This window comes from Micromonospora sp. RL09-050-HVF-A (assembly GCF_019374995.1).
Lineage (GTDB): Bacteria > Actinomycetota > Actinomycetes > Mycobacteriales > Micromonosporaceae > Micromonospora > Micromonospora antibiotica.
Genome location: NZ_JAGKQP010000002.1, coordinates 1404961 through 1429504, shown reverse-complemented (window position 1 = coordinate 1429504; position 24544 = coordinate 1404961). Strand labels below are relative to the sequence as shown.

At 72.6% G+C, this 24544-nt stretch carries 22 protein-coding genes; 10 read left to right on the top strand and 12 right to left on the bottom strand.

What is annotated here, in order from left to right:
• Nucleotides 1-15: 15 nt before the first annotated feature.
• From J7462_RS06630 to J7462_RS06590, 9 genes are all read right to left on the bottom strand, one after another.
• Nucleotides 16-948, bottom strand: a complete 933-nt coding sequence (locus tag J7462_RS06630) for an oxidoreductase (RefSeq protein WP_308290786.1) — start codon at nucleotides 946-948, stop codon at nucleotides 16-18.
• A gap of 298 nt (nucleotides 949-1246) precedes the next feature.
• Nucleotides 1247-1621, bottom strand: a complete 375-nt coding sequence (locus J7462_RS06625; protein ID WP_219462715.1) for a DUF4260 family protein — start codon at nucleotides 1619-1621, stop codon at nucleotides 1247-1249.
• On the bottom strand, nucleotides 1618-2187 hold the full coding sequence (locus J7462_RS06620; RefSeq protein ID WP_219462713.1) for a TetR/AcrR family transcriptional regulator: 570 nt from the start codon (nucleotides 2185-2187) through the stop codon (nucleotides 1618-1620). Before J7462_RS06620 ends, J7462_RS06625 begins: the two co-directional genes overlap by 4 nt.
• Nucleotides 2180-3016, bottom strand: a complete 837-nt coding sequence (locus J7462_RS06615; protein ID WP_219462711.1) for an alpha/beta fold hydrolase — start codon at nucleotides 3014-3016, stop codon at nucleotides 2180-2182. The genes J7462_RS06620 and J7462_RS06615 overlap by 8 nt, the downstream gene beginning before the upstream one ends.
• A gap of 195 nt (nucleotides 3017-3211) precedes the next feature.
• Entirely contained in the window at nucleotides 3212-3958 is a 747-nt protein-coding gene (locus tag J7462_RS06610) for an SDR family NAD(P)-dependent oxidoreductase (RefSeq protein ID WP_219462709.1), read from the bottom strand.
• Complete coding sequence (locus J7462_RS06605) at nucleotides 3958-4188, bottom strand: ferredoxin (protein ID WP_208566830.1); 231 nt, start codon at nucleotides 4186-4188, stop codon at nucleotides 3958-3960. The genes J7462_RS06610 and J7462_RS06605 overlap by 1 nt, the downstream gene beginning before the upstream one ends.
• 56 nt (nucleotides 4189-4244) lie before the next feature.
• Nucleotides 4245-5486: a cytochrome P450 gene (locus J7462_RS06600; protein WP_208566658.1), complete on the bottom strand. Its 1242-nt coding sequence runs from the start codon at nucleotides 5484-5486 to the stop codon at nucleotides 4245-4247.
• 112 nt (nucleotides 5487-5598) lie between these two features.
• The gene (locus tag J7462_RS06595) at nucleotides 5599-6429 is read right to left on the bottom strand and encodes an alpha/beta fold hydrolase (protein WP_374197568.1); all 831 of its coding nucleotides are present in this window, start codon (nucleotides 6427-6429) and stop codon (nucleotides 5599-5601) included.
• An 8-nt stretch (nucleotides 6430-6437) separates the two neighbouring features.
• Entirely contained in the window at nucleotides 6438-7727 is a 1290-nt protein-coding gene (locus tag J7462_RS06590; protein WP_219462705.1) for a nucleotide disphospho-sugar-binding domain-containing protein, read from the bottom strand.
• A 390-nt stretch (nucleotides 7728-8117) separates the two neighbouring features.
• Between J7462_RS06590 and J7462_RS06585 the strand changes: the two genes are divergently transcribed.
• A complete protein-coding gene (locus J7462_RS06585; protein WP_372443995.1) occupies nucleotides 8118-8537 on the top strand; it encodes an SCP2 sterol-binding domain-containing protein in 420 nt (139 codons plus the stop codon).
• 65 nt (nucleotides 8538-8602) lie between these two features.
• Here J7462_RS06585 and J7462_RS06580 read toward each other — a convergent pair whose 3' ends face one another.
• Nucleotides 8603-10270 (bottom strand): (2,3-dihydroxybenzoyl)adenylate synthase, encoded by a 1668-nt coding sequence (locus J7462_RS06580; protein WP_219462703.1) that lies wholly within the window; start codon nucleotides 10268-10270, stop codon nucleotides 8603-8605.
• A gap of 397 nt (nucleotides 10271-10667) precedes the next feature.
• On the opposite strand from J7462_RS06580, the gene J7462_RS06575 reads away from it, so the two are divergent.
• From J7462_RS06575 to J7462_RS06550, 8 genes are all read left to right on the top strand, one after another.
• Nucleotides 10668-15056 (top strand): beta-ketoacyl synthase N-terminal-like domain-containing protein, encoded by a 4389-nt coding sequence (locus J7462_RS06575; protein ID WP_308290785.1) that lies wholly within the window; start codon nucleotides 10668-10670, stop codon nucleotides 15054-15056.
• Nucleotides 14942-15628 (top strand): ketoreductase domain-containing protein, encoded by a 687-nt coding sequence (locus J7462_RS31905; RefSeq protein ID WP_308291100.1) that lies wholly within the window; start codon nucleotides 14942-14944, stop codon nucleotides 15626-15628. The genes J7462_RS06575 and J7462_RS31905 overlap by 115 nt, the downstream gene beginning before the upstream one ends.
• Nucleotides 15613-15999, top strand: a complete 387-nt coding sequence (locus tag J7462_RS31900) for an acyl carrier protein (protein WP_255597611.1) — start codon at nucleotides 15613-15615, stop codon at nucleotides 15997-15999. Before J7462_RS31905 ends, J7462_RS31900 begins: the two co-directional genes overlap by 16 nt.
• Before the next feature lie 227 nt (nucleotides 16000-16226).
• The gene (locus tag J7462_RS06570; RefSeq protein ID WP_219462701.1) at nucleotides 16227-16709 is read left to right on the top strand and encodes an SgcJ/EcaC family oxidoreductase; all 483 of its coding nucleotides are present in this window, start codon (nucleotides 16227-16229) and stop codon (nucleotides 16707-16709) included.
• A gap of 31 nt (nucleotides 16710-16740) precedes the next feature.
• Nucleotides 16741-17196: an SgcJ/EcaC family oxidoreductase gene (locus tag J7462_RS06565; RefSeq protein ID WP_219462693.1), complete on the top strand. Its 456-nt coding sequence runs from the start codon at nucleotides 16741-16743 to the stop codon at nucleotides 17194-17196.
• 126 nt (nucleotides 17197-17322) lie between these two features.
• Nucleotides 17323-17805 (top strand): SgcJ/EcaC family oxidoreductase, encoded by a 483-nt coding sequence (locus tag J7462_RS06560; RefSeq protein ID WP_219462682.1) that lies wholly within the window; start codon nucleotides 17323-17325, stop codon nucleotides 17803-17805.
• A gap of 172 nt (nucleotides 17806-17977) precedes the next feature.
• Nucleotides 17978-19555 (top strand): GMC family oxidoreductase, encoded by a 1578-nt coding sequence (locus J7462_RS06555; protein ID WP_219462673.1) that lies wholly within the window; start codon nucleotides 17978-17980, stop codon nucleotides 19553-19555.
• A 138-nt stretch (nucleotides 19556-19693) separates the two neighbouring features.
• Nucleotides 19694-20821: an acyl-CoA dehydrogenase family protein gene (locus J7462_RS06550; RefSeq protein ID WP_308290784.1), complete on the top strand. Its 1128-nt coding sequence runs from the start codon at nucleotides 19694-19696 to the stop codon at nucleotides 20819-20821.
• 91 nt (nucleotides 20822-20912) lie between these two features.
• Here the strand turns inward: J7462_RS06550 and J7462_RS06545 are convergent, their stop codons facing one another.
• The gene (locus J7462_RS06545) at nucleotides 20913-21284 is read right to left on the bottom strand and encodes a YciI family protein (RefSeq protein ID WP_219462671.1); all 372 of its coding nucleotides are present in this window, start codon (nucleotides 21282-21284) and stop codon (nucleotides 20913-20915) included.
• Between the two features lie 113 nt (nucleotides 21285-21397).
• Between J7462_RS06545 and J7462_RS06540 the strand changes: the two genes are divergently transcribed.
• Nucleotides 21398-22990 carry a DHA2 family efflux MFS transporter permease subunit gene (locus J7462_RS06540; protein WP_208566647.1) on the top strand — a complete coding sequence of 531 codons (1593 nt, stop codon included), beginning with the start codon at nucleotides 21398-21400 and terminating at the stop codon, nucleotides 22988-22990.
• Between the two features lie 293 nt (nucleotides 22991-23283).
• Here J7462_RS06540 and J7462_RS06535 read toward each other — a convergent pair whose 3' ends face one another.
• Nucleotides 23284-24519 carry an acyltransferase family protein gene (locus J7462_RS06535; protein ID WP_219462670.1) on the bottom strand — a complete coding sequence of 412 codons (1236 nt, stop codon included), beginning with the start codon at nucleotides 24517-24519 and terminating at the stop codon, nucleotides 23284-23286.
• Nucleotides 24520-24544 lie beyond the last annotated feature (25 nt).

The following is a 24544-nucleotide window of genomic DNA, read 5'->3' as shown; positions in this document are numbered from 1 at the left end:
CCCGGGTGGAGCCGGTCAGGCCAGCGCGTCGAGCGCGGCGCGGTCCGCCGGGGTCAGGCGCAGCCGGGCCGCGGCCATGTTCTCCTCGAGGTGCCGCACCGAGCTGGTGCCGGGAATGACCAGGATCGCGGGTGAGCACGCCAGCAACCACGCGATCGCGATCTGCGCGCGGGTGGCGTCGTGCCCGTCGGCGATCCGGTCGACGGTACGCCGCTGCGTGGCGCTGAAGTCCGGCCCGAACGGCAGCTGCGGTCGCCCGGTACGCCCGCTGAGCAGCCCCGCACCCAGCGGGAAGTACGGCACGAAGGCGATCTGCTCCTCGGTGCACCGGTGCAGCACGTCCAGGCAGTCCCGGTCGAGCAGGTGGAACCGGTTCTGTACCGCGGCGATCGGGATCGTCGCCCGGGCCTGGTCCAGTTGTTTCAGGGTGACCCCGCTGAGCCCGACGTCGCCGACCAGGCCCTCCTCCCGCAGCCGCACCAGCATCGCGAACGACTCGGAGAACCGGGCCCCGCCCGGGCGGAGCAGCCCGTCCCCGCCGACCCGCAGGTAGACCAGCTCCAACCGGTCCCGGCCCAGCCGGCGCAGGTTCTCCTGCACCTGCCGCCGCAGCTGGTCAGGGGCCCCGGCGGGCACGAAGTCGCCCCAGTTGTCGCGTACCACCCCGATCTTCGTGCCGATCACCAGGTCGTCGGGGTACGGGTGGAGGGCCTCGCGGATCAGGTCGTTGGCCACGTGCGGGCCGTAGAAGTCACTGGTGTCGAGGTAGTTCACCCCCAGCTCGACCGCCCTGCGCAGCACGGTCAGCGCCGCCGCGTGGTCGTCCGGGGGGCCGAAGGAACCGGGACCGGGCAGTTGCATGGTGCCGAAGCCCAACCGGTTGACGCTCGACCCGTCGCCCAGCCGGAGCCGGCCGGCCTCCGGTGCGAGCCTGTCCGACAGTGTCACCGTTGCTCCCCTCGGGGGACGCCGCGCGGGGCGACGCCCGTGTGTGCGGGTCTGCCGGGCGGCGGGAGCCGGCGGGACGCCCGCCACCCGTCGGCCATCCTTCCGGACGACCCGGTCACCATCCGGCAGGCCGGTGCAGCGTGTCGGGCACCGGGTGACCCTGCGTGAGCCTGGTGGTGGCCGCCACGCGGCGGCCGGGACGCGCCGGGGCGTGCGGCGGGCGTCGCGGACCCGGTGCCGTCGGCGGGTTCCGTGCGGGGCTGCGGGGGCGTCGCCGACCCGGTGCCGTCGACCGGGTTCAGTGCAGGGGACGCGGGCCGAAGCCGAGTGCCCGGTCCACGCCGATGTGGAAGAACCAGCAGGCGGCCACGAGCGCGAGCACCGACCATCCGGTCGCGTCGAGGGCGTGCGCGAGGCCGTACCCGGCGAGCAGGACGAAGGGGGCGACGTAGGTGTGTCCCAGGTTGTAGACGATCGCGCCGACTCGGTGGTCGACCGCGTAGCCGAGCATCGACAGGTCGAAGACGAGGAACAGGGCGAACAGCCACCACCAGGCGAAGCCCGTCAGGACGAGCAGGACGACGGCGGCCCCGGCGACGGCTGCGCCCTCGACGCGGTGCAGGACCGGCACCGGGGTGGCCGGCGGGGTGCCCCGGGCGGGCACGGCGCTCACGGGTGCTTCCAGTTCTCCAGGGCGGTCAGCATGCTGTTGACGGCCCTGTCGTAGCTGCGTTCGAGGTCGGCGGCGAGCTTGAACGCGCCGGCCGTCTCCAGGCTGACGAAGCCGTGGATGACCGAGCGTAGGAACCGGGTGGCGTCGATCGCGTCGTCGCCGAGGAGCTGGTAGCCGGCGAGCACGCTGTAGATCACCTGGAGGGCTGCGGCGCTCGCCTGCTGGTCCTCGACGTCGTCGGGTTCGGGTGCCCGGATGGTCATCGGGTACTGCATCGGGTGTTGCCGGGCCCAGGTGCGGTAGGTGGCGGCCAGGCTGCGGACCGCGTCGTCGCGGGCGCGGCCGATGCACGCCTGGGCGACGGCCGCCGACAGGTTCGCCTTGGCGCGGAGCATGATGCCCCGGCGGAGCCCGGGAAGGCCGTCGATGTGCTTGTAGAGCGACGGGACGCGGACGCCGAGGCTGTCGGCGAGCGCGGCGAGGGTCAGTTCGTCGGTGGGGTGGGCTTCGAGCAGTTGTGCGCCGCGCGCGACGACGACGTCGGTCGTGAGGCCGGCCCTAGGCACGGGCGTGCACCCTGCTGAGGAAGTCGAGCACGGCCCGGGCGGTCAGCTCGGGCTGCTGGGACTGCGGGTAGTGGCCGGCGTCGGGCACCATGACGACCTCACCGCGCAGGGTCTCGCCGATCCAGGCCGCCTCGGCCGCCGGGTCCTTGAAGTCGGGGTCGCGCTCGCCCATGACGACCAGCACGGCGGTGTCCACCTCGGCGAGCCGCGCCTCGGCGAAGCGGTGGTCGGTCTGCCGGGCGGTGCGGGAGAACGCCGCGCCGTAGCCGGGCTGCCGGAGCTTGGCCACGACGGCCGCCCGGTAGTCGGCGAAGTCGGCCGGCTTGGCGCCGGCGTAGAGGGTGGGCAGGTAGGCCTTCCAGACGTGGGCCACCCACAGCGGCGACATGAGCAGGTGGAAGAGGCTGCGCATGCCCGGCGGCTGTCGGGGGTTGCGGACGAACGGCCCGACGAGCACGAGCCCGCAGACCTGCGCGGGGTGCTCGGCGGCGACGATGACGCCGGCACCGGCGGCCAGTGAGTTGCCGACGACGACGGCCGGTCGGCCGAGTTCGTCGATCAGGGCGCTGATGTCGGCGGCCGTCTCGGGGTCGCCGTAGGAGGTGAAGGTGGTGTCGCTGTCGCCGTGGCCGCGCAGGTCGGTGGTGACCACCGTGTAGCCGGCGTCGACCAGGGTCGGGGTGAGGAAACGGTACGACGAGCGCAGTTCCGCCATGCCGGGCACGAGGAGCACGAGCGGGCCGCTGCCCTGGACGTCGTAGGCGATGCGGCCCTCGGCGCGGTGCAGGTAGCGGGTCGGGGGCGGGTCAGCGTTCCGGGAACCGGTCATGAGGCTAGCTTAGCTAGCTCAAAAGCTAATCGCAATAGCTTTTGCTGTCGGGGGAGGTCGGCGGGGTTCGTGACCAGCTCAGCACGCCAGCCGGACCGGCGGGCGGGATCGGGAAACCCGCACGCCGGTCCGGTCGGACAATCCTCACGAATTGGTAGTTGATGTCTTAAAAGTGACTCTGTGGCCCGGTGCGGCTCACAGCCGGACCAGACCACCGTCGGCCATGATGGTCTGCCCGGTGACGAAGGCGGCGTCGTCGCTGGCCAGGAAGGCCACCGTGCCGACCACGTCCTGCGCCTCGCCCGGCCGCTTGATGGCCTGCATCGCCGCCACGTGCTCCTGCGCCGCCCCCGCCATCGGGCTCTCCGCGAGCCCGGGGGTACGCGACAGCGTCGGCCCGACCGCGTTGACCGTGATGCCGTACGAGGCGACGTCGCTGGCGAGCGCCCGGGTGAACCCGATCACCCCCATCTTGCTGGCCATGTAGTGGGTGAACCCGGGCAGGGCCAGGCCGACCGAGTTGGAGGTGAGGTTGACGATCCGCCCCCACCGCGCCTCGCACATGTGGTGCAGCACCGCCTTGGTCATCAGGAACTGCGAGTCGAGGTTGACCGACAGCACCTTGCGCCAGGCCTCGTACTCCAGCTTGAAGATGTTCTTGGCCGGATAGATGCCGGCGTTGTTGACCAGGACGTGGCAGCCGCCCATCCCGGCGGTGATCTCCGCGCCGATCCGGGCCACCTCGTCGGGGTCCGAGACGTCCCCGGTGACACCGAGGGCCTTGCGCCCCTCGCCCTCCACCAGCGCCACCGTCTCGATCGGGTCGACCAGGTCCACCGCCACCACGTCCATGCCCCGGCGGGCCAGGCCCTGACAGATCGCCTGCCCGATGCCCCGCCCGCCGCCGGTCACCACGGCGATCCGGTTACCCGTGCCCGTCATCAGCCCCACCCCTTCGCCGTGGCGTCCTGGTCGTCGACGACCGGCCCGGACCGCCCGGCGGCCAGCCGCAGCGCGCCCGACGGGCAGAGGTCGACCGCGACCCGGGCCTCCTCGGTGTCGACCGGTTGCCGACGCAGCAGCACCCGGCCGTCCTCGCTCTGGTCGAACAGGTCCGGCGTGGACAGCACGCACTGCCCGGCGCCGATGCACAGGCCACGGCTCACCACCAGCGTCGTCGTCGGTTCCTCCGCGCCCACCGGGTCACCCCCCTCCACCGCGGTCCCCCTCACCAGGTCACCGGCAGCCGGTCGAGGCCGTAGATGTTCGACTCCTTGCGGAACGGCAGGCCGTCGAGCTCCTCGGCCAACCGCAACCCGGGGATCCGGGTGAACAGGGAACGGAAGACGATCTCCAGCTCGGCGCGGGCCAGGTTCTGCCCGATGCACTGGTGGATGCCGTAGCCGAAGGCCATGTGGTGCCGGGCGCCCCGGTGGACGTCCAACACCTCCGCGTCGGGGAAGACGTCGGTGTCCCAGTTCGCGGAGGCGAACGACAGCAGCAGCCCGTCGCCGGCCCGGACGGTCACCCCGCCGACCTCGATGTCGGCGGTGGCCACCCGGGGCAGCGCGTCCACGACGGTGAAGTAGCGCAGCAGCTCCTCCACCGCCAGGCCCATCGCCGCCGGATCACCGGTGACCACGGCGAGCTGGTCGGGGTTCTCCAACAACCCGGCCACCCCCAGGGAGATCATGCTGGCGGTGGTCTCGAAGCCGGCGACCAGCAGCAACATCGCCAACCCGACGAGCATGTCGTGGTCGAACAGCGGGGTCTGCCGGTTCTGCACCACCAGCCGACCGAGCAGGTCGTCGGTCGGTTCCGCCTCCTTGGCGGTCACCAGGCGGTCGACGTAGGCCCGCAGCTCGCTGCTGGTCTGCTGGCGCTGCTCGGCGGAGACCGTCCGGCGCAGCTGCGCGTCGGCGCTGCGCACGATCAGGTCGCGGTCCTCGTACGGCATGCCGAGCAGTTTGGTGATCATCGAGGCGGGGACCGGCAGCGCCAACGCGGCGACCAGGTCCACCGGTTTCGGCCCGGCCAGGATCGCGTCGATGCACTCGTCGACGGTGCGTTGGATGTGCGGACGCATCTCCTGCGCCCGGCGCAGCGTGAAGTCACCGATCAGCATCCGCCGCTGCGGACCGTGCTCCGGCTGGTCGAGCCCGATCAGCGAGCGGCCGACCGCGGCGATGTTGCGCCGGGTCTGCGGGGTCACCGGCTCGGTCAGCGGCAGGTTGGGGTGGAACCGGTTGGCGCTCACCCGGGGGTCGGTCAGCAGCCGGCGGACGTCGGCGTAGCGGGTGACCAGCCAGGCGAGTTGCCCGTCCGGCACCCGGACCCGGCTGACCGGCGCCTCGGCGCGCAGCCCGACGTACTCGGGGGCAGGGGCGAACGGGCAGGTCCGGGGCATCGGGAAGTCGGGTGCCTCCCCGGTGGACGCCGCATCGGCGGCGTATGTGCTGTTGACGGTCATCACGGTCCTTTCGCGGTGTGCGTCGGTGGGCCCGGACGGTGGCGACCCGGCACGCGGAGCCGACGGCGTACCCGGTGGCGACCCGGGACGCGCCGCGGCGGCGCGGGCCGGCTCATCCCGGATGCCGGGCGAGATGGGCGAGCAGGGCCGCGGAGAGCCGGTCGGGGGCCTCCTCGGGCACCCAGTGCGACACCCCGTCCAGGGCGAGGAACTCGTACGGGCCCTTCACCCAGGCGGCGGTGCCGTGCGCGGCGACCGGCCCGACACCGATGTCGGCACTGCCCCAGACATAGAGCGTCGGCACGTCGACCGGTCCGGCCTCGACGTCCTCCGGCCGGGTCGCCCGGTACCAGTTCAGCGCGGCGGTCAGCGCGCCCGGCGCGGTCAACCGGTCCAGGTAGGTCGCCAGCTTCGCCGGCCCCACCGCCGCGCCCAGCATCCGGCGCAGCAACGCCGCGTCGTCGGCCAGCAGCATCCCCTCGGCCTGCCCCGGCTGCCGGAACATCGCCAGGTACGCCGAGCGGCTCTGCTGGTCGGGATCGGCGGCCAGCGCGTCGGCGAACGGCCGGGGATGCGGCACCGACACCGCGGTGAAGGTGCGCAGCAGCTCCGGGTGCCGATCGGCCACCGCCCAACCGATCGCCGCCCCCCAGTCGTGCCCGACCAGGTCGAACCGGTCCCAGCCGAGCTGCCCGGCGACCGCGACGACGTCGGTGACCAGGGCGTCCATCCGGTACGCGTCGACGTCGTCGGGGCGTACCCCGGGGGAGTAGCCGCGCTGGTCCGGTGCGACGGCGTGGTGACCGGCGGCGCCCAGCGCGGCGAGTTGGTGCTCCCACTCGACGGCCCCCTCGGGGAAGCCGTGCAGCAGCAGCACGCCCCGGCCGTCGGCGGGGCCGGCGGTCAGCGCGTCGAAGGTGCCGGCGTCGGTGGTCAACCGCAGCGGTGTGGTCATGCCGGCCGCCCGGCCCGTGCGGCGGCCACGTCGCGGTACTGGTCGACCAGCCGGTGCAGCGCCGGGACCAGGTCGTTCGGGGTGGGCAGGCCGGCCACCTGGGTCCGCAGCCGTTCGGCGTTCGCCTTGAACGACGGGTCCTTGAGCACCCGGGCCAGATCCTCGGCGAGCGCCTCGGAGGTGAGGTGGTCGGCGTCGGCGACGAACCGGCCGGCCCCCTGCTGTTGCAGGCCGTTGGCGTGGGCCAGCGGCCCCCACCACTGGAAGCCCCAGTGCGTCCCCGGAATGATCAACTGCGGGACGGCCTGCTCGATGGCGGTGGCGAAGGTGCCCGCCCCGCCGTGGTGCACGATCGCCGCGCAGCTCGGCAGCAGCATGGCCAGCGGCACGAAGTCGACCACCCGGACGTTGTCCGGCAGCTTCGGGATGGTGGCGAGCTGCTTGGCGTTGAAGGTGGCGATCACCTCGGCGTCCAACCCGCTCACCGCGTCCAGCAGATCGGCGGCGGGAGCCTCGGTGCCGCGCCCGTTGCGGTGCGACTCGCCGAGGGTGAGGCAGATCCGGGGCCGCTGCTGCGGCTCCCGCAACCAGTCGGGGATCCGGGCCGGCGGGTTCACCGCGATGTGCCGCACCGGCACCAGGTGCAGCCCGTCGGGCTGGTACTGCCACGGCGGCATCGGGTCGATGGTGAAGTGCCCGACGGCGACGTCCTCGTCGAACCGGGTGCCGTAGCCGGTCAACACCCGGTCCAGCCAGTCACGCAGCGGATCGCCCTCGTCCCGGGCGGCCCGGCGCAGCTGGGTGATCCCGTCCGGGCCCATCATCATCCGGGCGTGCGGCACCCCGCACACGGTGGCCGCGGCCGGCGCGGCGTACACCATGGAGTCCCAGACCACCAGGTCGGGCCGCCACGAGCCGATCAGCGCGACCAGGTCGGCGATCATCTCGTCGGTGGAGAACAACGCGAAACCCCAGGACGCGCGGGACAGCTTCTCCAACGGGTTGTCCCGGGGGAAGTCCTGCTGCAACGGCATCTCCTGGCGTTCACCGGGCGCCATCACCACCGCAGGCGCCTCGCCGGGGCGTACCCCGGGGTAGAACGCCGGCATCTCCGTGCGCGTCCGACCCACCTCGACCGGGACGAACCCGGCCGCGATGATGGCGTCGGCGATCTCGGGCTGACTGGCGACGCGGACGTCGTGTCCGGCCGTGCGCAGCGCCCACGCCAACGGCGTCATGATGTGCAGGTGCGCCTTGTTGGCGTGCGGCACGAAGAGCACTCTCATCCGGTCTCCCTCAGCTCGGTGTGGCCTGGCTCGGCAGGCGCGGCGGCCGGGACACGACCGGCACGCGGACATGCTGCTGCGCCCCCCGTCGACCTCCTCCCCACCATGATCTCGGCCCGGTCGCCCCCGGACATCTCCATACATGCCCTTTCCCCGTCGGCCACCGGGCATCGTCGAAGTAGGAACCCGCCGCCGACCTCTCCATACTCGACGGACAGGCGGCCCCACCCCAGCTACCGGCCGCCCACCGGTCGGGTGCCCCGCACGGCGGCACCGCCGGCCGCCGTCGTGCTCGCGCCGCGCGCGACCGCCCGGCCAGCTGCCGGCACGGCCTTCCCTGCCCGTACGACGAAAGGGACCCCCATGTTCGCCGACGCCGACCCTGCCCTGATGGAACCCCGAGACTTCGCCCGACTGGTCACCGCCACCCCCGTCGACGAACTGCGCCGGGTGATGGGCGGCCCGCACCGCCGCACCATCCTCGACGGCATCTTCGTCCGGATGCCCACCCTGTTCCGGGCCGACCGGGCCGGCAACACCGAGGCCGTCCTGCACTGGAGCGTCGGCGACCGGCGCGAGGGCACGGTGGACACCTACGAGATGGTGATCGCCGGCGGCGAGTGTGTGCTGTCGGAGCGGCCGGACCGGGAGCCCCGGCTCACCCTGACCCTCAGCGACATCGACTTCCTCAAGCTGGTCAGCAGCAGCGCCAACCCGGTCACCATGTTCGTGCTGGGCCGGATGAAGGCCAAGGGCGACCGGGGACTGGCCATGCGCATCCCCACCCTGTTCGACATCCCGAAACCCTGACCCGGACGCGGCGGCGGGGGCGCACCCGGTGCGCCCCGCCGCCGCGTCCCCGTCGCCGGCCCGGATCAGCCGGCCAACCGGCGGCTGATGTCCGCCCGCAGCTGCTTCTTGTTCACCTTGCCCACCGCCGTGAACGGCAGCTCGTCGACGGTCACCAGCCGCTCCGGCAGCTTGAACGCGGCCACCCCGGCCCGCTGCATCACCGCCCTTACGTCCTCCAGGGCCACCGCCCGGCCCGGCTGCGGCACCACGTAGAGGCAGACCCGCTCACCCAGCTCGGCGTCCGGCATGGCGACCGCGGCGGCCAGGCTCACCGCGTCGAGCTGGTAGGCGAAGTTCTCCACCTCCTCGGCGGAGATCTTCTCCCCACCCCGGTTGATCAGGTCCTTGTCCCGCCCCTCGATGACCAGGTTCCCGTCCGGCCGCAGCCGCACGATGTCGCCGGTGTTGTACCAGCCGTCGACGAAGGCCCGCGCGGTCAGCTCCGGCGACCGGTAGTAGCCGCGCGGCGTGTACGGCCCCCGGGTCAACAGCACCCCCGCCTCGCCCGGCGGCACCGGCCGACCGTCCTCGTCGACCAGCCGCAACTCGTCGTCCGGGCAGATCGGGCGGCCCTGGGTGTGGCACACCACGTCCGGCGGGTCGGCCGGGCGGGTCAGGCAGAGCAGCCCCTCCGCCATCCCGTACACCTGCTGCAACGCGCAGCCCAGGACCGGGGTGACCCGCTGGGCCACCTGGTCGGCCAGCCGGGAGCCGGCGACCTGCACCCGGCGCAGCGAACCGAGGTCCCGGTCGGGGTCCTTCTCCCGGTACTCCAGCCAGCGTTGCACGGCGGCCGGCACCAGCGAGGTGAAGGTGACCTGCTCCCGCTGCACCGTCTCGAACGCGCGCTCCGGTGCGGGCGACGGCAGGATCACCACCCGGCCACCGGCCAGCAACGTGCCCAGCAGACCCGGCCCGGCCATCGGGTAACCGTGCGCCAGCGGCAGCACCGCCAGGTAGACCGTCGACGCGTCCACGTCGGACAGCTCGGCCGCCCGGCGCATCATGTACCCGTAGTCGTCGTGGGTCCGGGCGATCAGCTTCGGCACCCCGGTGGTGCCGCCGGAGAGCAGGAACAGGGCGACCGCCGAGCCGGCGGGAGCGGCGGCGTCGAGCGCCGACCGGGCCGCCGCCGGGTCGTCCGCCGGCCGGCACAGCCGCCGCAGGTCGACACTGTCCGCGCGGACCTCCGCCCCGGCCACCAGCACGTGCCGCAGGGTCGGGGCGTCGGCGGCCACCTCGTGCGCCAACGCCTGGTGGTCGAAGTCCTTCAACAAGTCCGGTACGACCAGCGCCCGCGCCCCCGTCAACGCCACGATCGCGGCGATCTCCTGCCGACGGTGCGCCGGCAGCGCCATCACCGGGACCGCGCCCAGCCGGAAGCAGGCCACCGTCAGCACGACGAACTCCCAGCAGTTGGGCAGCTGCACCACCACCCGGTCGTCGGGGCGTATCCCCAGCTCCCGCAGGCGGGTGGCGGCCCCGTCCGCGCGGGCGGTCAGCTCGGCGAAGGTGAGCCGTACCGGGCCGTCGACCAGGCACGTCGCGGTGGGGTCGGCGTCGGCGGCGGCGTACAGCTGCGCCCCCAGCGAACGGTGAGTCCAGTACCCCCGCTCGGTGTACCGCGCCACCAGCTCCGGTGGCCACGGCACGGTCCCGTCGAGGGTAGGTCGGGTCGCTTCTGCGGACATGTGGGTCCTCCCGATCCGGTGGGTCGACGCGGCGCACCGGCGTCGGGGCCCGCGCGGCGCGACCGAGGAATTCGCGTGTCGAACTCGCGGGGAAACCGTACGGAGGCGCACCGCCGAGTTCCTTCTCCCGCATTGCGCTATTGCGCCGCCGGGCATTAACGGAGGTCACGGCGGGTGCCGGTGGCCGCCGTCGGCCGCCGACGATCGCACTCAGGAAGGTGCCCCTGTGATCGGTGGGGGAACAGGATGTTCCGCAGTTGAGGTCAGCGTCCGGACCTGACCGTCACCGCGACATTTCCGAAGGACAGCGACCACCGCATCCGGCTGTGTTCCGGGTGCGGTCGGCGATGTGGAGAGGAGCCTGGACGTGAGCCAGGATGGGGAATTTTCTGAGGCAGTGGCCATTGTCGGTATGAGCTGCCGGTTCGCCCCTGACCTTGACTCGTTGGAGAAGTTCTGGGCATTTCTCATCGGTGGTCGACATGCCGTGAGCGCCATGCCCGACAAGCGGTGGGAACCGTACGCCTCGACCAGCCCCCAGGCCACCGCGATCCTGCGGAAGACGACCCGACTGGGCTCATTCCTCGACGACATCGAGGGATTCGACGCGGACTTCTTCGGCATCTCTCCCCGGGAGGCGGACTTCCTCGACCCGCAGCAGCGGATCGTGTTGGAGTTGGCCTGGGAGGCGCTGGGCAACGCGGGTGTGCCGCCGTTGTCGCTGCGCGGTTCGGACGCCGGTGTCTTCGTGGCGGCCAATTCCAACGACTACGGCCGCCGCCTGCTGGAGGACATTCCGCGGACCGGGGCATGGGCGGTCAACGGCACCACCTACTACGGCATCGCCAACCGCATCTCGTACTTCCTCGACCTGCGGGGCCCCAGCATGGCGGTCGACACCGCCTGTGCCGGTTCCCTCACCGCGCTGCACCTGGCCTGCCAGAGCCTGCGCGAGGGGGAGATCCCGCTGGCCGTCGTCGGCGGGGTCAACATCATGGCCAGCCCGACCCTGTTCGTCGCCCTGGACGCGGCCGGGGCGACCGCCCCGGACGGGCGCAGCAAGGCGTTCGCCGCCGACGCCGACGGCTACGGCCGGGGCGAGGGCGCCGGCGTGGTGGTGCTCAAGCGGCTGTCCGACGCCCGCCGTGACGGCGACGAGGTGCTCGCGCTGATCCCCGGCAGCGGGGTGTTCCAGGACGGCCGCTCCGACGGGATGATGGCGCCCAACGGCTCCGCCCAGGAGCACATGCTCCGGGTGGCCTACGAGCGTGCCGGCATCGCCCCGGAGACGGTGCACTACGTCGAGGCGCACGGCACCGGCACCCCGGTCGGCGACCGGGAGGAGGCCAAAGCGTTGGCCGCCGTCTTCGGCGCCGGACGGCCCGCCGACGAGCCCTGCCTGATCGGTTCGGTGAAACCCAACATCGGTCACGTCGAGGCGGGCTCGGGCATCGCCGGTGTGATCAAGGCGGTGCTGGCGTTGCGGCACGCCGAGATCCCGCCGAGCCTGCACCGCGAGCCGAACCCGGACTTCGACTGGGCCGCCTCCGGGCTGCGGCTGATCGGCGAGCGGTCCCCGTGGCCGGCCGGCGACAGCCCGCGCCGGGCCGGCGTGTCCAGCTACGGCGTCGGCGGGTCCATCTCGCACGTCATCCTCCAGGAGGCGCCGCCCGCCGTGGCCGCCTCGACCGGGGCCACGGCCGACCCGGCGCAGGCCGGTACCGCCTCGACCGAGGTCGTCGCCGGGGCCCGGCCGTCGGTGTACCCGCTCTCGGCGATGTCCGAGGCCGGGGTGGCGGCGCTGGCCAGCCGCACCGCCGACTGGCTGGTGGAGCACCCGGGGGCGTCCCTGCCGTCGGTGGGGCACACCCTGGCGCAGCGCCGCTCGCACCTGCCGCAGCGGGCCGCCGTGCTGGCCGCCTCACCCGGGGAACTCGTCGAGCGGCTGCGGGAGGTGGCCGACGGCCGCACGACCCCGCAGGTCGCCCGGGGTCGGACGGTGGCCGATCCGGCCCCGGTGGTCTGGGTCTTCTCCGGCCACGGCGCGCAGTGGGCGGGCATGGGCCGGCAGTTGCTGCGCGACGAGCCGGTCTTCGCCGCCGCCGTCGACGCGCTGGCCGAGGTGTTCCGCGAGGAACTCGGCTGGACGCCCCGCGAGGCGCTCACCGCCGGCGGCCCGTGGAACGGCGTCGAGGTGCAGGCGTTGACCTTCGCCACCCAGGTCGCCCTGGCGCAGACCTGGCGGTCCCGGGGGCTCACCCCGGCCGCCGTGATCGGGCACTCGGTGGGGGAGATCGCCGCCGCCGCCGTCGCCGGCAGCCTGGACGTGCTGGCTGCCGCCCGGTTCGCCTGCCAGCGGGCGCGCGCCCTGGAACGCCTCCAGGGCCAGGGCGGGATGGCCATGGTCGGGCTCGGCTTCGACGAGGCCCGGCAGCGGCTCGCCGGTTCGGTCGGCGTGGTCGCCGCCATCTCGGCCAGCCCCACCTCCACCGTGCTGTCCGGGGACCGGGAGACCGTCGAGCAGATCGTGACGCGTTGGCGCGAGGAGGGGGTGGCGGTGTGGCGGGTCGACACCGACATCGCCTTCCACAGCCCGCACGTCGACGCCGCGGTGGCCGAGGTCGCCGCGGCGGCCGGTGCGCTGCGGCCCGGAACGCCCCGCACCCCCCTCTACAGCACCGCGTTGACCGACCCCCGGTCGACCGCGCCGCGTGACGGCGCGTACTGGGTGGCGAACCTGCGTGAGCCGGTGCGCTTCACCGACGCGGTGACGGCGGCGGTCGCCGACGGGCACCGGGTCTTCCTGGAGGTCTCCACCCACCCGGTGGTCACCCACTCCATCGGGGAGACCCTCGCCCACCTCGGCGTCGAGGACGCCACCGTCGTGCACAGCCTGCGCCGCGACACCGACGAGGAACGTGCCCTGCTGGCCGGCCTGGCCCGGCTGCACTGCGCGGGCGCGGCGGTGGACTGGGAGCGGCTGCACCCGACCGGTTCGTTGCTGCCGATGCCCTCGGTGGCCTGGCAGCACCGGCCGTACTGGATCTTCCCGGAGGCCCGGGCCGAGTCCGGTCCCGGCGGGGGGCACGACCCGGAGCGGCACAGCCTGCTCGGCGGCCGGATGACGGTCTCCGGCGCCCCGCCCCGGCAGGTGTGGCAGACCTACCTGGACATGTCGTCGCGGCCCTACCCGCTCGACCACGAGGTGGTCGACGTCGAGATCACCCCGGCCGCCGTCCTGATCAACAGCTTCGCCCTGGCCGCCGCGGAGGACGGCCGGCTGCCCGCGCTGGCCGACATCGTGCTGCGTACCCCGCTGGCCGTCGCGCCGCCCCGGGTGGTGCAGATCGTCCTGTCGGAGAACACCGCCCGGCTGGCCACCCGGGTCGCCCCGCAGGACGGCGCCCCCGTCGTCGACGACGAGGAATACGAGTGGATCACCCACTCGACGGCGACCATCGACTGGAGCACCGAACTGGTCGACGGCCGGGTCGACGTCGACGAGGTGCGGGCCCGGTGCCCGCAGGAGTGGTCCTGGCAGCGGGTCGACGAGATGTTCCGCCGGATGGGCGTCGGCGGCTACGCGTTCCCCTGGGACGTCGTGGAGCTGCGCCGCAACGACGAGGAGCAACTCGCCGACATCGTCATCGTGCCGCCCCCGGCGCAGACGGCCACCAGTTGGGCGCACGTCATCGACGGCGCGCTGACCATCAGCGCGGTGCTGGTCACCCCGGAGTACGCCAGGCACCAGTGGATGTCCTCGCACATCGAGTCGGTCGTCTTCACGGGGGAACCACCGGCGCACATCACCGTCCACTCGGTGCGGTCGCCCAGGTCGCCGCAGGACACGGTGGACGTGCAGGTGGCGAACGAGCACGGCGAAGTGGTCTGCCAGGTGCGCGGCCTGCGGTTCTCCGCCATCTCGGACACCGACAGCGCGGTGGCCGCCCCCCGAGAGCTGGTGCACGAGGTGGTCTGGCGGTCGCTGGACCTCACCGTCGACGGCAGCAGCACCGAGCTGTCCCGGGTGGTCGTGGTCGGCGGTGACGCCGCCGCCGGTGACCTGGCCGGGGCGCTGGCCGGCACCGGGCTGCGTACCGTGCGGGTGGACGGCCCGGACGAGCTGGCCACGGTCGGTCTCACCCCGCGTGACGCGGTCCTGGTCGCACCGGGTGCCGGCGACGCCGGCGAGTCGGCCGAGCAGGCCGCCGAACGGTGCGGCTGGGAGCTGATCCACAGCGCGCAGGCACTGATCGAGGCCCAGGCGGCCGGGGGCGACCCGGCCGCCGCCCAGCCCCGGCTCTGGTGCCTGACCCGGGGCGTGCGGCAGGCGGTGGCGGAGCGGTCGCTGGCCCACGCCCCGCTGTGGGGCATCGCCCGGATCATCGCCGGGGAACACCCGGACCTGTGGGGTGGGGTCGTCGACCTCGCCGACGACGCCGACGTCCCCGCCGAGACCCTCGCGACGGTGCTGCGCCGGCTCACCGGCGACGAGGACGTCGTCTCGGTCACCGGTGGTGAGGTGGCGGTGCAGCGGCTCGGGCAGGTCGAGCGGCCCGCCGACGGCACCGCGTTGCAGTGCCGGCCGACCGACACCTACCTGATCACCGGTGGCCTCGGGGCACTCGGCCTGATGGTGGCCCGGTGGCTGGCCGACCGGGGGCCCGGCGGATCCTGCTCGCCGGCCGCCGTGGCCTGCCGCCGCGCGCCGACTGGGACGGCGACCACGACGTGCGGACCCGTCGGCAGATCGACGGGGTGCTCGAACTGGAGGCGCTCGGGGTGACCGTCCGGACCCTGGCGTTGGACATCACCGACCCGGTGGAGGTCGCGGCGGCGCTCGACCCGGCCTCGCACGGCATGCCGGCGGTACGCGGCATCGTGCACGCCGCCGGCGTGGTACGCGACGCGATGGTGGACAAGGTCGACCGGGAGGGGCTGCACGACGTCCTCGGGCCCAAGGTGAACGGGGCGATGGTGCTGCACCGGCTCTTCCCCCCGGGCACGCTGGACTTCTTCGTAATGTTCTCGTCCTGCGGGCAGTTCACCCGGCTGACCGGGCAGACCACCTACGCGGCGGCCAACTCGTTCCTGGACGCCCTAGCGGCGCACCGGCACGCCGACGGTCACACCGAGACGACCAGCCTCGGCTGGACGTCCTGGCGCGGGGTCGGCATGTCCGAGTCGATCTCGTCGACCATGCTGGAGGCCAACTCCCGTGGCCTGGACGCGATCTCGGTGACCGAGGCGTTCCGGGCCTGGGCCTTCGCCGACCGTTTCCACAGCCCGTACCACGCGATCCTGCGGGTGCTGGCGCCCACCACCAACGCCCCCGGCTGCCGATGCTGCGGGAGCTGACCGCGACCAGGTCGACCACCGAGGGCGGCACCGGTCAGGCGTTCAGCGTCGACTGGGTCGACACCCCGGAGCAGGAGCTGCGGGAACTGGTCACCGCCGACGTGCGGGAGCAGGCCGCCGCCGAGCTGAGCCTGGCCGCCGAGGACCTGGAGCTGCGCCGGCCGCTGGTCGAGCTGGGCGTGGACTCGGTGATGACGGTGGCGCTGCGGGTGCGGCTGCAGGGCCGGTACGGCCTGGAGCTGCCGCCGAACATCCTGTGGAACAAGCCGACCATCGCCGCCCTGGCCGACCACATCGTCGACAGTCTGCGCCCCGCGGAGCCCACCGACGACGACCCGGCCGACGACCCGGCCGCGTTGCGGGTGGGCTGACCCCCACCTGCGGCGATCCCGCCGTACCCCGGCCGGTGCACCCACCGGCCGGGGTACGGCTATTTCTCGTCCGCCCCCGGAAACGATTTCTCGGAAACGGTCTCCGACATCGCAATCGCGGAGATGTCAGCGGTGTCGGACCGCCGGAGGATAGGGGGGACGGACGGACCGTTCGGGGGTGAATGTGTCCACTGTCCGCAGTAGTCCCAGGAGAGGAAGCGACCACGATGTCCACTGGTACCCAGGTGGCTCCGGCCATTGACGGAGAAAAGGCACTCGACGCGTATTACGGGTCGTTCACCAGCGACCAGGAAAAGGAGGTCCTCACCGTTCCGTTGCGCCTGGTGCAGGCCTGGTCCCGCAACGACGCCGCCGGGGTGGCGAATGCGTTCACCGAGGACGGCGTGATGATCCTGCCGGGTGACGTGTTCAAGAAGGGCCGCGACGAGATCCGCTCGTTCATGGCCGCCGCGTACGCCGGGCCGTTCAAGGGCACCGGGGTCACCGGCCGCCCGGTCGACGTGCGGATCATCGCCGACGACGCCGCCCTGATCCGTACCCACGGTGGCATCCTCGCCGCCGGCCAGACGGACATCGCGGAGGAGCTGGCCGTGCGTTCCACCTGGGTCGTCGTCAAGCGCGACGGCCAGTGGCAGCTCGCCGGCTACCAGAACAGCCCGCGCGGCGCCGGCGCGACGCTGCGCTGGTGACCGGTCACCCACTCGGACAGGAGGAGACAGCATGAGCACCGAGGGCGCATCGCTCGTGGCCGGCGCCAAGCAGTGGGCCTCGTACTACGGCGACTTCCCCAACGGGGTGGAAGGGGCGGTGCTGACCGCGCCGCTGCGCTGCCGGGCGGCGTGGGACGCCAACGACGCCGAGGGCTTCGCCTCCCTCTTCATCGACAACGGCAGCATGCTGGTCGGCGACAACCAGCTGATGAGCCGCGACGAGATCCGGTCCTACCTCGGCGAGCTGTTCGCCGGCCCGTACAAGGGCTCCCGGTTGACCCTGGAGTTCAGCGAGATCCAGGTCGTCTCGGAGTCGATGGCGCTGGCGGTCAGCGTCGGCGGGGTCGTCTACGCCGACGCCGCCGCCCTCGCCCCGGGCGACAACGTCCGCATCATGTGGGTCGTCGTCAAGCAGGACGGCGACTGGCGGATCGCCTCCTACCAGAGCAGCCCGATCACCGGCTGAACCGGTCCCGGCCAGCGCCGGGGGCGACGAGCGCCCCGGTGCGCGCCGGGTGACCAGCGGGCCGTCCAGGGCCGGGACGACGAGGGGTCGGCCCGGCCCTGGACGACGAGAGGAGAAGAGGAACCGATGACCACGACCATGGCACCCTGGGGAGACGCCTCGGCGCTGCTGGCCGCCGCGGGTGTCCCCGAGGACCCGTCCTACTACCGGGGGTACACCGACGCCGACGAGCGGGCGGCGTTGACGGTGGCCATGCGCATCCAGGCGGCCTGGGCGGCCAACGACGCCGACATGTTCGCCGACGTGTTCACCGACAACGGCAGCCTGCTGATGCGCGACGAGCAGCTCACCAGCCGGGAGGAGATCCGGGCGTACATGTCCCGGGGTTTCGCCGGGCCGCTGCGAGGCGCCCGGGTGAAGGGTTGGCCGGTCGAGGTCAGCTTCCTCACCGACGACGTCGCTCTGGTGGTGACCGAGGGCGGCATCATCATGGCCGGCCAGGACGACATCGCGCCGGAGAACTTCATCCGGGCCACCTGGGTGATGCTGCGCCAACCCGACGGCCAGCTCCGGCTGGTCTCGCACCAGAGCAGCCCGATCAGGGGCTGACGCCGACGCGGTCGACGACGACCGCCCGACCGCCGCGGTCGTGGTGACGACGGGATCCCGATCACGGATCACCACGGCCCCGGGGCACGCCCGGCGGGGACCGCCCGGTCCCCGCCGGTGGCGCGGAGACCCGCGACCGACAACCGAGAACCTGACCTTGGAGGGTGCAGTGGTGTACGACTACGTCATCGTCGGCGCGGGATCAGCGGGGTGTGTCCTGGCCGCCCGGCTCACCGAGGACCCCGACGTCACGGTGTGCCTGATCGAGGCGGGTCCCCGGGACACCGCCGACAACATCCACGTCCCGGTGGCCTTCGGCACCCTGTTCCGCACCGCCCTGGACTGGGACTACGACACCCACGAGGAGCCGGCGCTGGGTCGGCGGCGGGTCTACCTGCCCCGGGGGCGGGTGCTGGGCGGCACCAGCTCGATCAACACGATGGTCTACATCCGGGGCGCGCGCGGCGACTTCGACGGCTGGGCGCAGCCCGGCTGGGGCTTCGACGACCTGCTGCCGTACTTCAAGCGGTCCGAGGACAACGAGCGGGGGGCGTCGACCTACCACGGGGTCGGCGGGCCGATGGCGGTCTCCGAGGGGCGGGCCAACAACCCGATGTCGTCGGCGTTCGTCGAGGCGGCCACCGACGCCGGCTACGGGGTCAACGACGACTTCAACGGCGCGGGGCAGGAGGGTTTCGGCTTCTTCCAGCTCACCCAGCGCGACGGCCGCCGGGAGAGCACCGCGACCGCGTTCCTGCACCCCGCCCTCGACCGGCCCAACCTGACCGTGGAGACCAACGTCCACGTGCACCGGGTGCTGATCGAGAACGGTCGGGCGGTCGGGGTGACCGGGACCCGGCTGGACGACACGCTGACCGTCACCGCGTCCCGGGAGGTCATCCTCGCCGCCGGGGCGTACAACTCGCCGCAGCTGCTGATGCTCTCCGGGGTCGGCCCGGCCCCGCTGCTGGGCGCGCTCGGCGTGCCGGTGCTGCTGGACCAGCCGCAGGTGGGGCAGAACCTCCAGGACCACGCGCTGATCCCGCTGGTCTACACCCACTCGCAGCCGATCAGCCTGCTCGCCGCCAACCAGCCCGAGCACCTGCAACGCTTCATGGCCGAGGGGCGTGGCCCGATGACGGCCAACGGGCCGGAGGCCGGCGGCTTCGTGCGTACCCGCGACGACCTGACCGCCCCGGACGCGGAGTTCCTGGCCGCGCCGGTGATGTTCGCCGACAGCGGGCTCGGCACCCCCACCCACCACTCGATCTCGTACGGCCCGTCGATGATCGCCCCGCGCAGCCGGGGGTACGTGCTGCTGGCCTCGGCCGACCCGACGGCCAAGCCGAAGATCGTGCACAACTACTTCCAGGACGAGCGCGACCTCGACGACGCGGTCGCGGCGACCCGGATCGGCATCCGGATCGCCCAGCAGAAGGCGCTGGCCCCGTACACCGAGGGACAGTTCGCGCCGCCGGCCTCGGACTCCGACGAGGACCTGCGGCACTACGTCCGGCAGTACGCCCACTCGATCTTCCACCCGGCGGGCACCTGCGCGATGGGCGCCGTGGTCGACGAGCAGTTGCGGGTCAACGGGCTGGAAGGGCTGCGGGTGGTCGACGCCAGCGTCATGCCCACCCTGGTCCGGGGCAACCCGAACGCCGCCGTGATCGCCATCGCGGAAAAGGCGGCGGACCTGATCGCCGGGGTCGCGCCGCTGCCCCGGCAGGCCGAGGCGGTCGCCCGGTGACCTGCCTCCCGCCCACCGACCCGTCCGTTCCGGTGGGCGGCGTCCTGTCCGCCGACCGTACCCGCACAGGAGGAGTGAGATGACCAGCGCGACCGAGGCCCCCCGAGGGAAGAACTGGTACGCCGCGCCAGCGAGCTGGTGCCGCTGCTGCGCCGGCACGCCAGCTGGCAGGAGGAGAACCGGCGGCTGCACGACGAGACGGTCGAGGCGCTGGCCGACGCCGGCCTGTTCCGGATGCGGGTGCCGCGCCGCTACGGCGGCTACGAGTCGGACACCCGCACCCTGCACGAGGTGATGGTGGAGCTGGGCCGGGGCGACGGCTCGGTGGCCTGGACGGCGTCGGTGTGGGCGATCCCCGGCTGGATGGTCGGGATGTTCCCCGACGCGGTGCAGGACGAGGTCTACTCCACCCCCGACGTGCGGATCTGCGGGACGTTGAGCCCGTCGGCCAGCGGCACCCCGAAGCCCGGCGGCGGGATGGTGCTCAACGGCAGCTGGAGTTTCATCAGCGGCGCCCTGCACAGCCACTGGCAGGAGGTCATCGCGATGGCCCCCGCCCCGGACGGGGTGAACCAGTGGCCGGTGATGGCCCTGGTGCCGCTGTCCGACCTGGAGATCGTGGACGACTGGTACACCGCCGGCCTGCAGGGTTCGGGCAGCATCACCACGGTGGCCCGGGACGTCTTCGTGCCGCAGGAGCGGATCGTGCCGATGCCCGCCGTGCTCCAGGGGCAGAGCGCCTCGGCGCTCAACCGGGACCTGCCGATGTACCGCAACCCGCTGCTCGGGGTGGCGAACGCCTCCTCGGCCGGTACGGTGATCGGGCTGGCCCGGGCGGCCCGGGAGTTCTTCCTGGAGCGGCTCGACCGCAAGATCACCTACACCGACTACGCGACGCAGCGGGAGGCCCCGGTCACCCACCTGCAGCTGGCCGAGGCGACCATGAAGATCGACGAGGCCGAGTTCCACGCCCAGCGGATCACCGACCTGGTCGACACCAAGGGTGTCAGCGGTGAGCCGTGGACGCTGGAGGAGCGGGCCCGGACCCGGGCCGACATCGGGGCGATCTGCCAGCTCGGGCGGGCCGCCGTCGACCTGCTCGGGATGGCCAGCGGTGGCTCGTCGATCCTGCGCCAGGCCCCGATGCAGCGGGTGGTCCGGGACATGTACGCGGTCAACCTGCACGCGCTGATGGTCCCGTCGACGAACCTCGAACTCTACGGTCGGGTGCTGTGCGGGCTGGAGCCCAACTCGCCGTACATCTGAGTGCCGCCCGCCGGGCACGGCGGACGGTGGGACGAAGAAACGGACCCGCGGCACCGGTCGGTGCCGCGGGTCCGCCCGCATGTGCGGGTCGTCACATGTCGGGGCCACCTGCGCCGAGCACCGGACGGACCTCGACGAGGCCGAAGTTGGCCTCCGGGATCCGGGCGGCGTGCCCGACCGCCTGCTCGATGGTGTCGCACTCGATCAGGTAGATCCCGGCGACGTACTCCTTGACCTCGGGGAACGGGCCGTCGGTGGTGGTGACCTTGCCGTCGCTGACCAGGACCTTCTTGGCCTGACCCTGGTCGGCGAGGGCCTCGGAGACGATCAGCTCGCCCGACTCGGCCAGATCCTCCACCAGCGACATGTGCGCCTTGAAACCCAGCTCCCGCTCGGTGTCGGACATGTTCTGCCAGGCGTCCCGGGTCTGCTGGTTGTGGCTGATCATGATCAGGTACTTCATGGGTGCCTCCTGAAGGCTCGAACTATTTGCTTACCCGTATGTCGAAACCAACGAGCCAGCTTCGACATCCAGGCAGAAGCGCACGTGACGTGCGCCGATGTCGAGGAGGGCACATGAGCACCGGTACCACACCGAGTTCGGACGAGGCGCTTGACGCGTCCGCGGACCGGCCGGATCCCCGTCGGTGGAAGGCGCTGGCGCTGCTCGGCTTCGTCCAGTTCATGTTCGTCATCGACATGACCGTGGTCAGCGTCGCGCTGCCGCGCATCCAGGGCGAACTCGACATGTCCCGGACCGGGCTGGCCTGGGTCGTCAACGGCTACGTGCTGATGGCCGGCGGTCTGCTGCTGTTCGGCGGCCGGCTCGCCGACCTGTTCGGCCGGCGGCGGATCTTCGTCACCGGCGTGGTCATCTTCGCCATCGCCTCGGTCATCTCCGGGGCCGCGATGAACCCCGAGATGCTCATCTACAGCCGCTTCCTCCAGGGCGTCGGTGAGGCGCTGGCCGCCCCGGCCGCGCTGGGCATCGTCTTCCTGCTCTTCTCGGCCCCGGCCGACCGGGTCAAGGCGGTCGGCATCTGGGGTGGCCTGTCGGGCCTGGCCGGCACGCTCGGCCCGGTCGTCGGTGGGCTCATCGTCGCCGACGCCAGCTGGCGCTGGATCTTCTACGTCAACGTCCCGGTCGCGGTGATCGCGCTGGCCCTGGTGGGCCGGCTGGTCGGCGAGACCCGGATGGAGCGCACCGGGCAGAAGTTCAACTTCGCCGGCGTGCTGACGGCCACGGCGGGTCTGGTGGCCATCGTCTACGGCCTGCTCCAGGCCGCCGAGCGGTCCTGGCTGTCGACGCAGGTGCTGCTGCCGCTCTTCGGCGGTCTGGCGCTGATCGGGCTGATGCTGCTGATCGAGTCGCGGGCCGCCGCACCGCTGATCCCGCTGCGGTTCTTCACCAACCGCACCCGCGCGGTGGGTTACCTGGTCGGTCTGACCCTCTCCTGCGCCTTCTTCGGGTTCACCTTCCTGACCACCCTCTTCGAGCAGCAGGTGCTCGGCTACTCGCCGCTCAAGGGCGGCCTCTCCTTCATCCCGGTGGGTCTGGGCATCGCCTTCGGCGTCGGGCTGTCCACCGGCATGATCCCGAAGTTCGGCGTCAAGCCGGTGATCATCGTGGGTCTGCTCGGGGTCACCGGCGGCCTGTTGCTGCTCAGCGGGATCTCCGTCGACACCCACTACGCCAGCGGCATCCTGCCCGGCATGCTGGTGCTGGGCGTCTTCTTCGGCCTGGCGATGCCCGGCACCGCCAACACCGCGCTCTACAAGGTGGGCACCCAGGACACCGGGCTCGCCTCCGCCATGCAGAACGTGATGCAGCAGGTCGGTGGCGCGCTCGGCCTGTCGGTCCTGGTGGCGCTGGCCCTGCGGCTGGGCGGGGACCGGCTCGCCGAGGGGGTGAACGCGAGGGTCGCGGCCACCGAGGGGTACGTGCTGTCCTACCGGGTCTCCGCGGTGCTGCTCCTGGTCGTCGCCCTCGTCGTGCTCCTGCTGCTGGAGAAGATCGGCATCCAGGGCGACTGGGCCACCCCCGACGACAAGACGCCGTCCGACAAGACCACCGCCGACGCCCCGTTGGCCGGTACCGGCGACGCCGACACCCCGTCGGGTGCCCCGGCCGCCGCCGACGACCGGACCGGTGCTCCACCCGCACGTTGACCGGTCGGCGTCCGGGTGGTTGCCGCCGCCGGGACGCCGTTCCCGCCCCGCACTGACCCACCCCCCCGGGTCGGTGCGGGACGGGCCGGCCGGCCCTTCCCCCGGGCCGGCCGGCAGCCCGGGACCGGCCGCACCGGTCCCGGTGTGCCACCCGGACCGTCCCCCCGGTCCGGGCCGGAGAACCTGCCGTCCCCCCGGCAGGCGTCAGCCCCGCCGGATCCCCCTTCCGGCGGGGCTGACTCGGCCCACGCGACCACCGGCGCCCGCGCGGCGCGGCGGTCGGTGTGCGGCGGTCAGTGTGCGGCGGTCTGTGGCACGGCCACCTCGGCCGGCTCCGTGCTCCGGCGACGCCGCCCGTTGAGCAGCGCCCCGATGAACGTGTAACGGACCAGGTAGCGGTAGCTGAGCAGGGTGAGGGGATAGGTGACCAGCAGGATGGCCGGGAACTTGACGAACCACGGCACCGCCACCTGCGACACCGCCGCCTGTAGCGCCATCACCAGCGGGAGGTGGACGACATAGACCCAGTACGACGCGTCGGCCACGTACCGGATCGACGGGTTCGGCCGGGACAGGTGCCGCATGGCCGCCCCGATCAGGCCCATCGTCCACGCCCACACGGCCAGCGTGTAGACGACCGCGTAGCCGATCTTGTGCCAGCCCAGCGACTCGGGTTCGGTGTCCGGGGTGAGCCCCACCATGGCCAGCGCGATCGCGGTGAGCACGACCGCCGCCACCAGGTTACGGGGGTACCGCCGCTCCCACACCCGGATCACGTCCACCTGGCGGTTGAGCAGCCAGCCGAAGCCGAACGCGCACCCGTAGGCGACCAGGCCCACCGGGTTGGGGATCAGCCCGTTCTCGGCCGGCGGCACCCCGTACCAGAGCAGCCAGTCCTGCTTGAGCAGGAAGGCGACGCAGAGCGGGGCGCCGACGACCAGCGGGGTGAGGTCACGGGCGACGACGTTCCGGACGATCGGGTCGACCAGTCCGCTGCGCCGGCTGCCGTCGGGGTCGAGCAGGTTGACCACCGCGCGGACGACCAGTGCCAGCACGTAGAGGACCAGCAGCCAGTAGAGGAACCACAGGTGGGTCAGCGGGAAGGTGCGCAGGGTCATCGGGGTGGCCCCGGGCACCTCCTCACCGGCCAGGTTCGCCGCGATGATGATCGCCACCACGGTGGAGACCATCACCACCGGCCAGAAGATCGCCAGTGGGGCGAGGATGCGCACGGCCCGGTTGCGGACGAACCCGGCGGTGCCGCGCCGGTGCAGCAGCAGCCGGGCGAAGAAGCCGGCGATCAGGAAGAACAGCGTCATCCGGAACACGTGGATGACGAAGTAGGTGCCGTTCATCACCGGGCTCGTCGACACGTCCCCCACCACCCAGGTGCGGGGCTCCAGGAAGGACAGTGTCGTGTGCAGCACGACGCCGAGGAGCAGGGCTCCCGCGCGTACCGCGTCGAGGGCGTGCAGTCGTTCGGAGGCGCTCGTGGCGGCGCCGGGGACAGGGGTCGAGGGGATGGCCATGTTCTGCTCTCCACTACCCGCGGTC

Bases quoted from the DNA above. Each gene is read 5' to 3' on its own strand.
- J7462_RS06590 (WP_219462705.1), bottom strand. From the start codon at position 7,727: ATGAGAGTGCTCTTCGTGCCGCACGCCAACAAGGCGCACCTGCACATC.
- J7462_RS06580 (WP_219462703.1), bottom strand. From the start codon at position 10,270: ATGTCCGCAGAAGCGACCCGACCTACCCTCGACGGGACCGTGCCGTGG.
- J7462_RS06615 (WP_219462711.1), bottom strand. From the start codon at position 3,016: ATGACCGGTTCCCGGAACGCTGACCCGCCCCCGACCCGCTACCTGCAC.
- J7462_RS06565 (WP_219462693.1), top strand. From the start codon at position 16,741: ATGAGCACCGAGGGCGCATCGCTCGTGGCCGGCGCCAAGCAGTGGGCC.
- J7462_RS06545 (WP_219462671.1), bottom strand. From the start codon at position 21,284: ATGAAGTACCTGATCATGATCAGCCACAACCAGCAGACCCGGGACGCC.
- J7462_RS06610 (WP_219462709.1), bottom strand. From the start codon at position 3,958: ATGACGGGCACGGGTAACCGGATCGCCGTGGTGACCGGCGGCGGGCGG.
- J7462_RS06540 (WP_208566647.1), top strand. From the start codon at position 21,398: ATGAGCACCGGTACCACACCGAGTTCGGACGAGGCGCTTGACGCGTCC.
- J7462_RS06560 (WP_219462682.1), top strand. From the start codon at position 17,323: ATGACCACGACCATGGCACCCTGGGGAGACGCCTCGGCGCTGCTGGCC.
- J7462_RS06585 (WP_372443995.1), top strand. From the start codon at position 8,118: ATGGAACCCCGAGACTTCGCCCGACTGGTCACCGCCACCCCCGTCGAC.
- J7462_RS06535 (WP_219462670.1), bottom strand. From the start codon at position 24,519: ATGGCCATCCCCTCGACCCCTGTCCCCGGCGCCGCCACGAGCGCCTCC.
- J7462_RS06570 (WP_219462701.1), top strand. From the start codon at position 16,227: ATGTCCACTGGTACCCAGGTGGCTCCGGCCATTGACGGAGAAAAGGCA.
- J7462_RS31900 (WP_255597611.1), top strand. From the start codon at position 15,613: ATGCTGCGGGAGCTGACCGCGACCAGGTCGACCACCGAGGGCGGCACC.
- J7462_RS06600 (WP_208566658.1), bottom strand. From the start codon at position 5,486: ATGACCGTCAACAGCACATACGCCGCCGATGCGGCGTCCACCGGGGAG.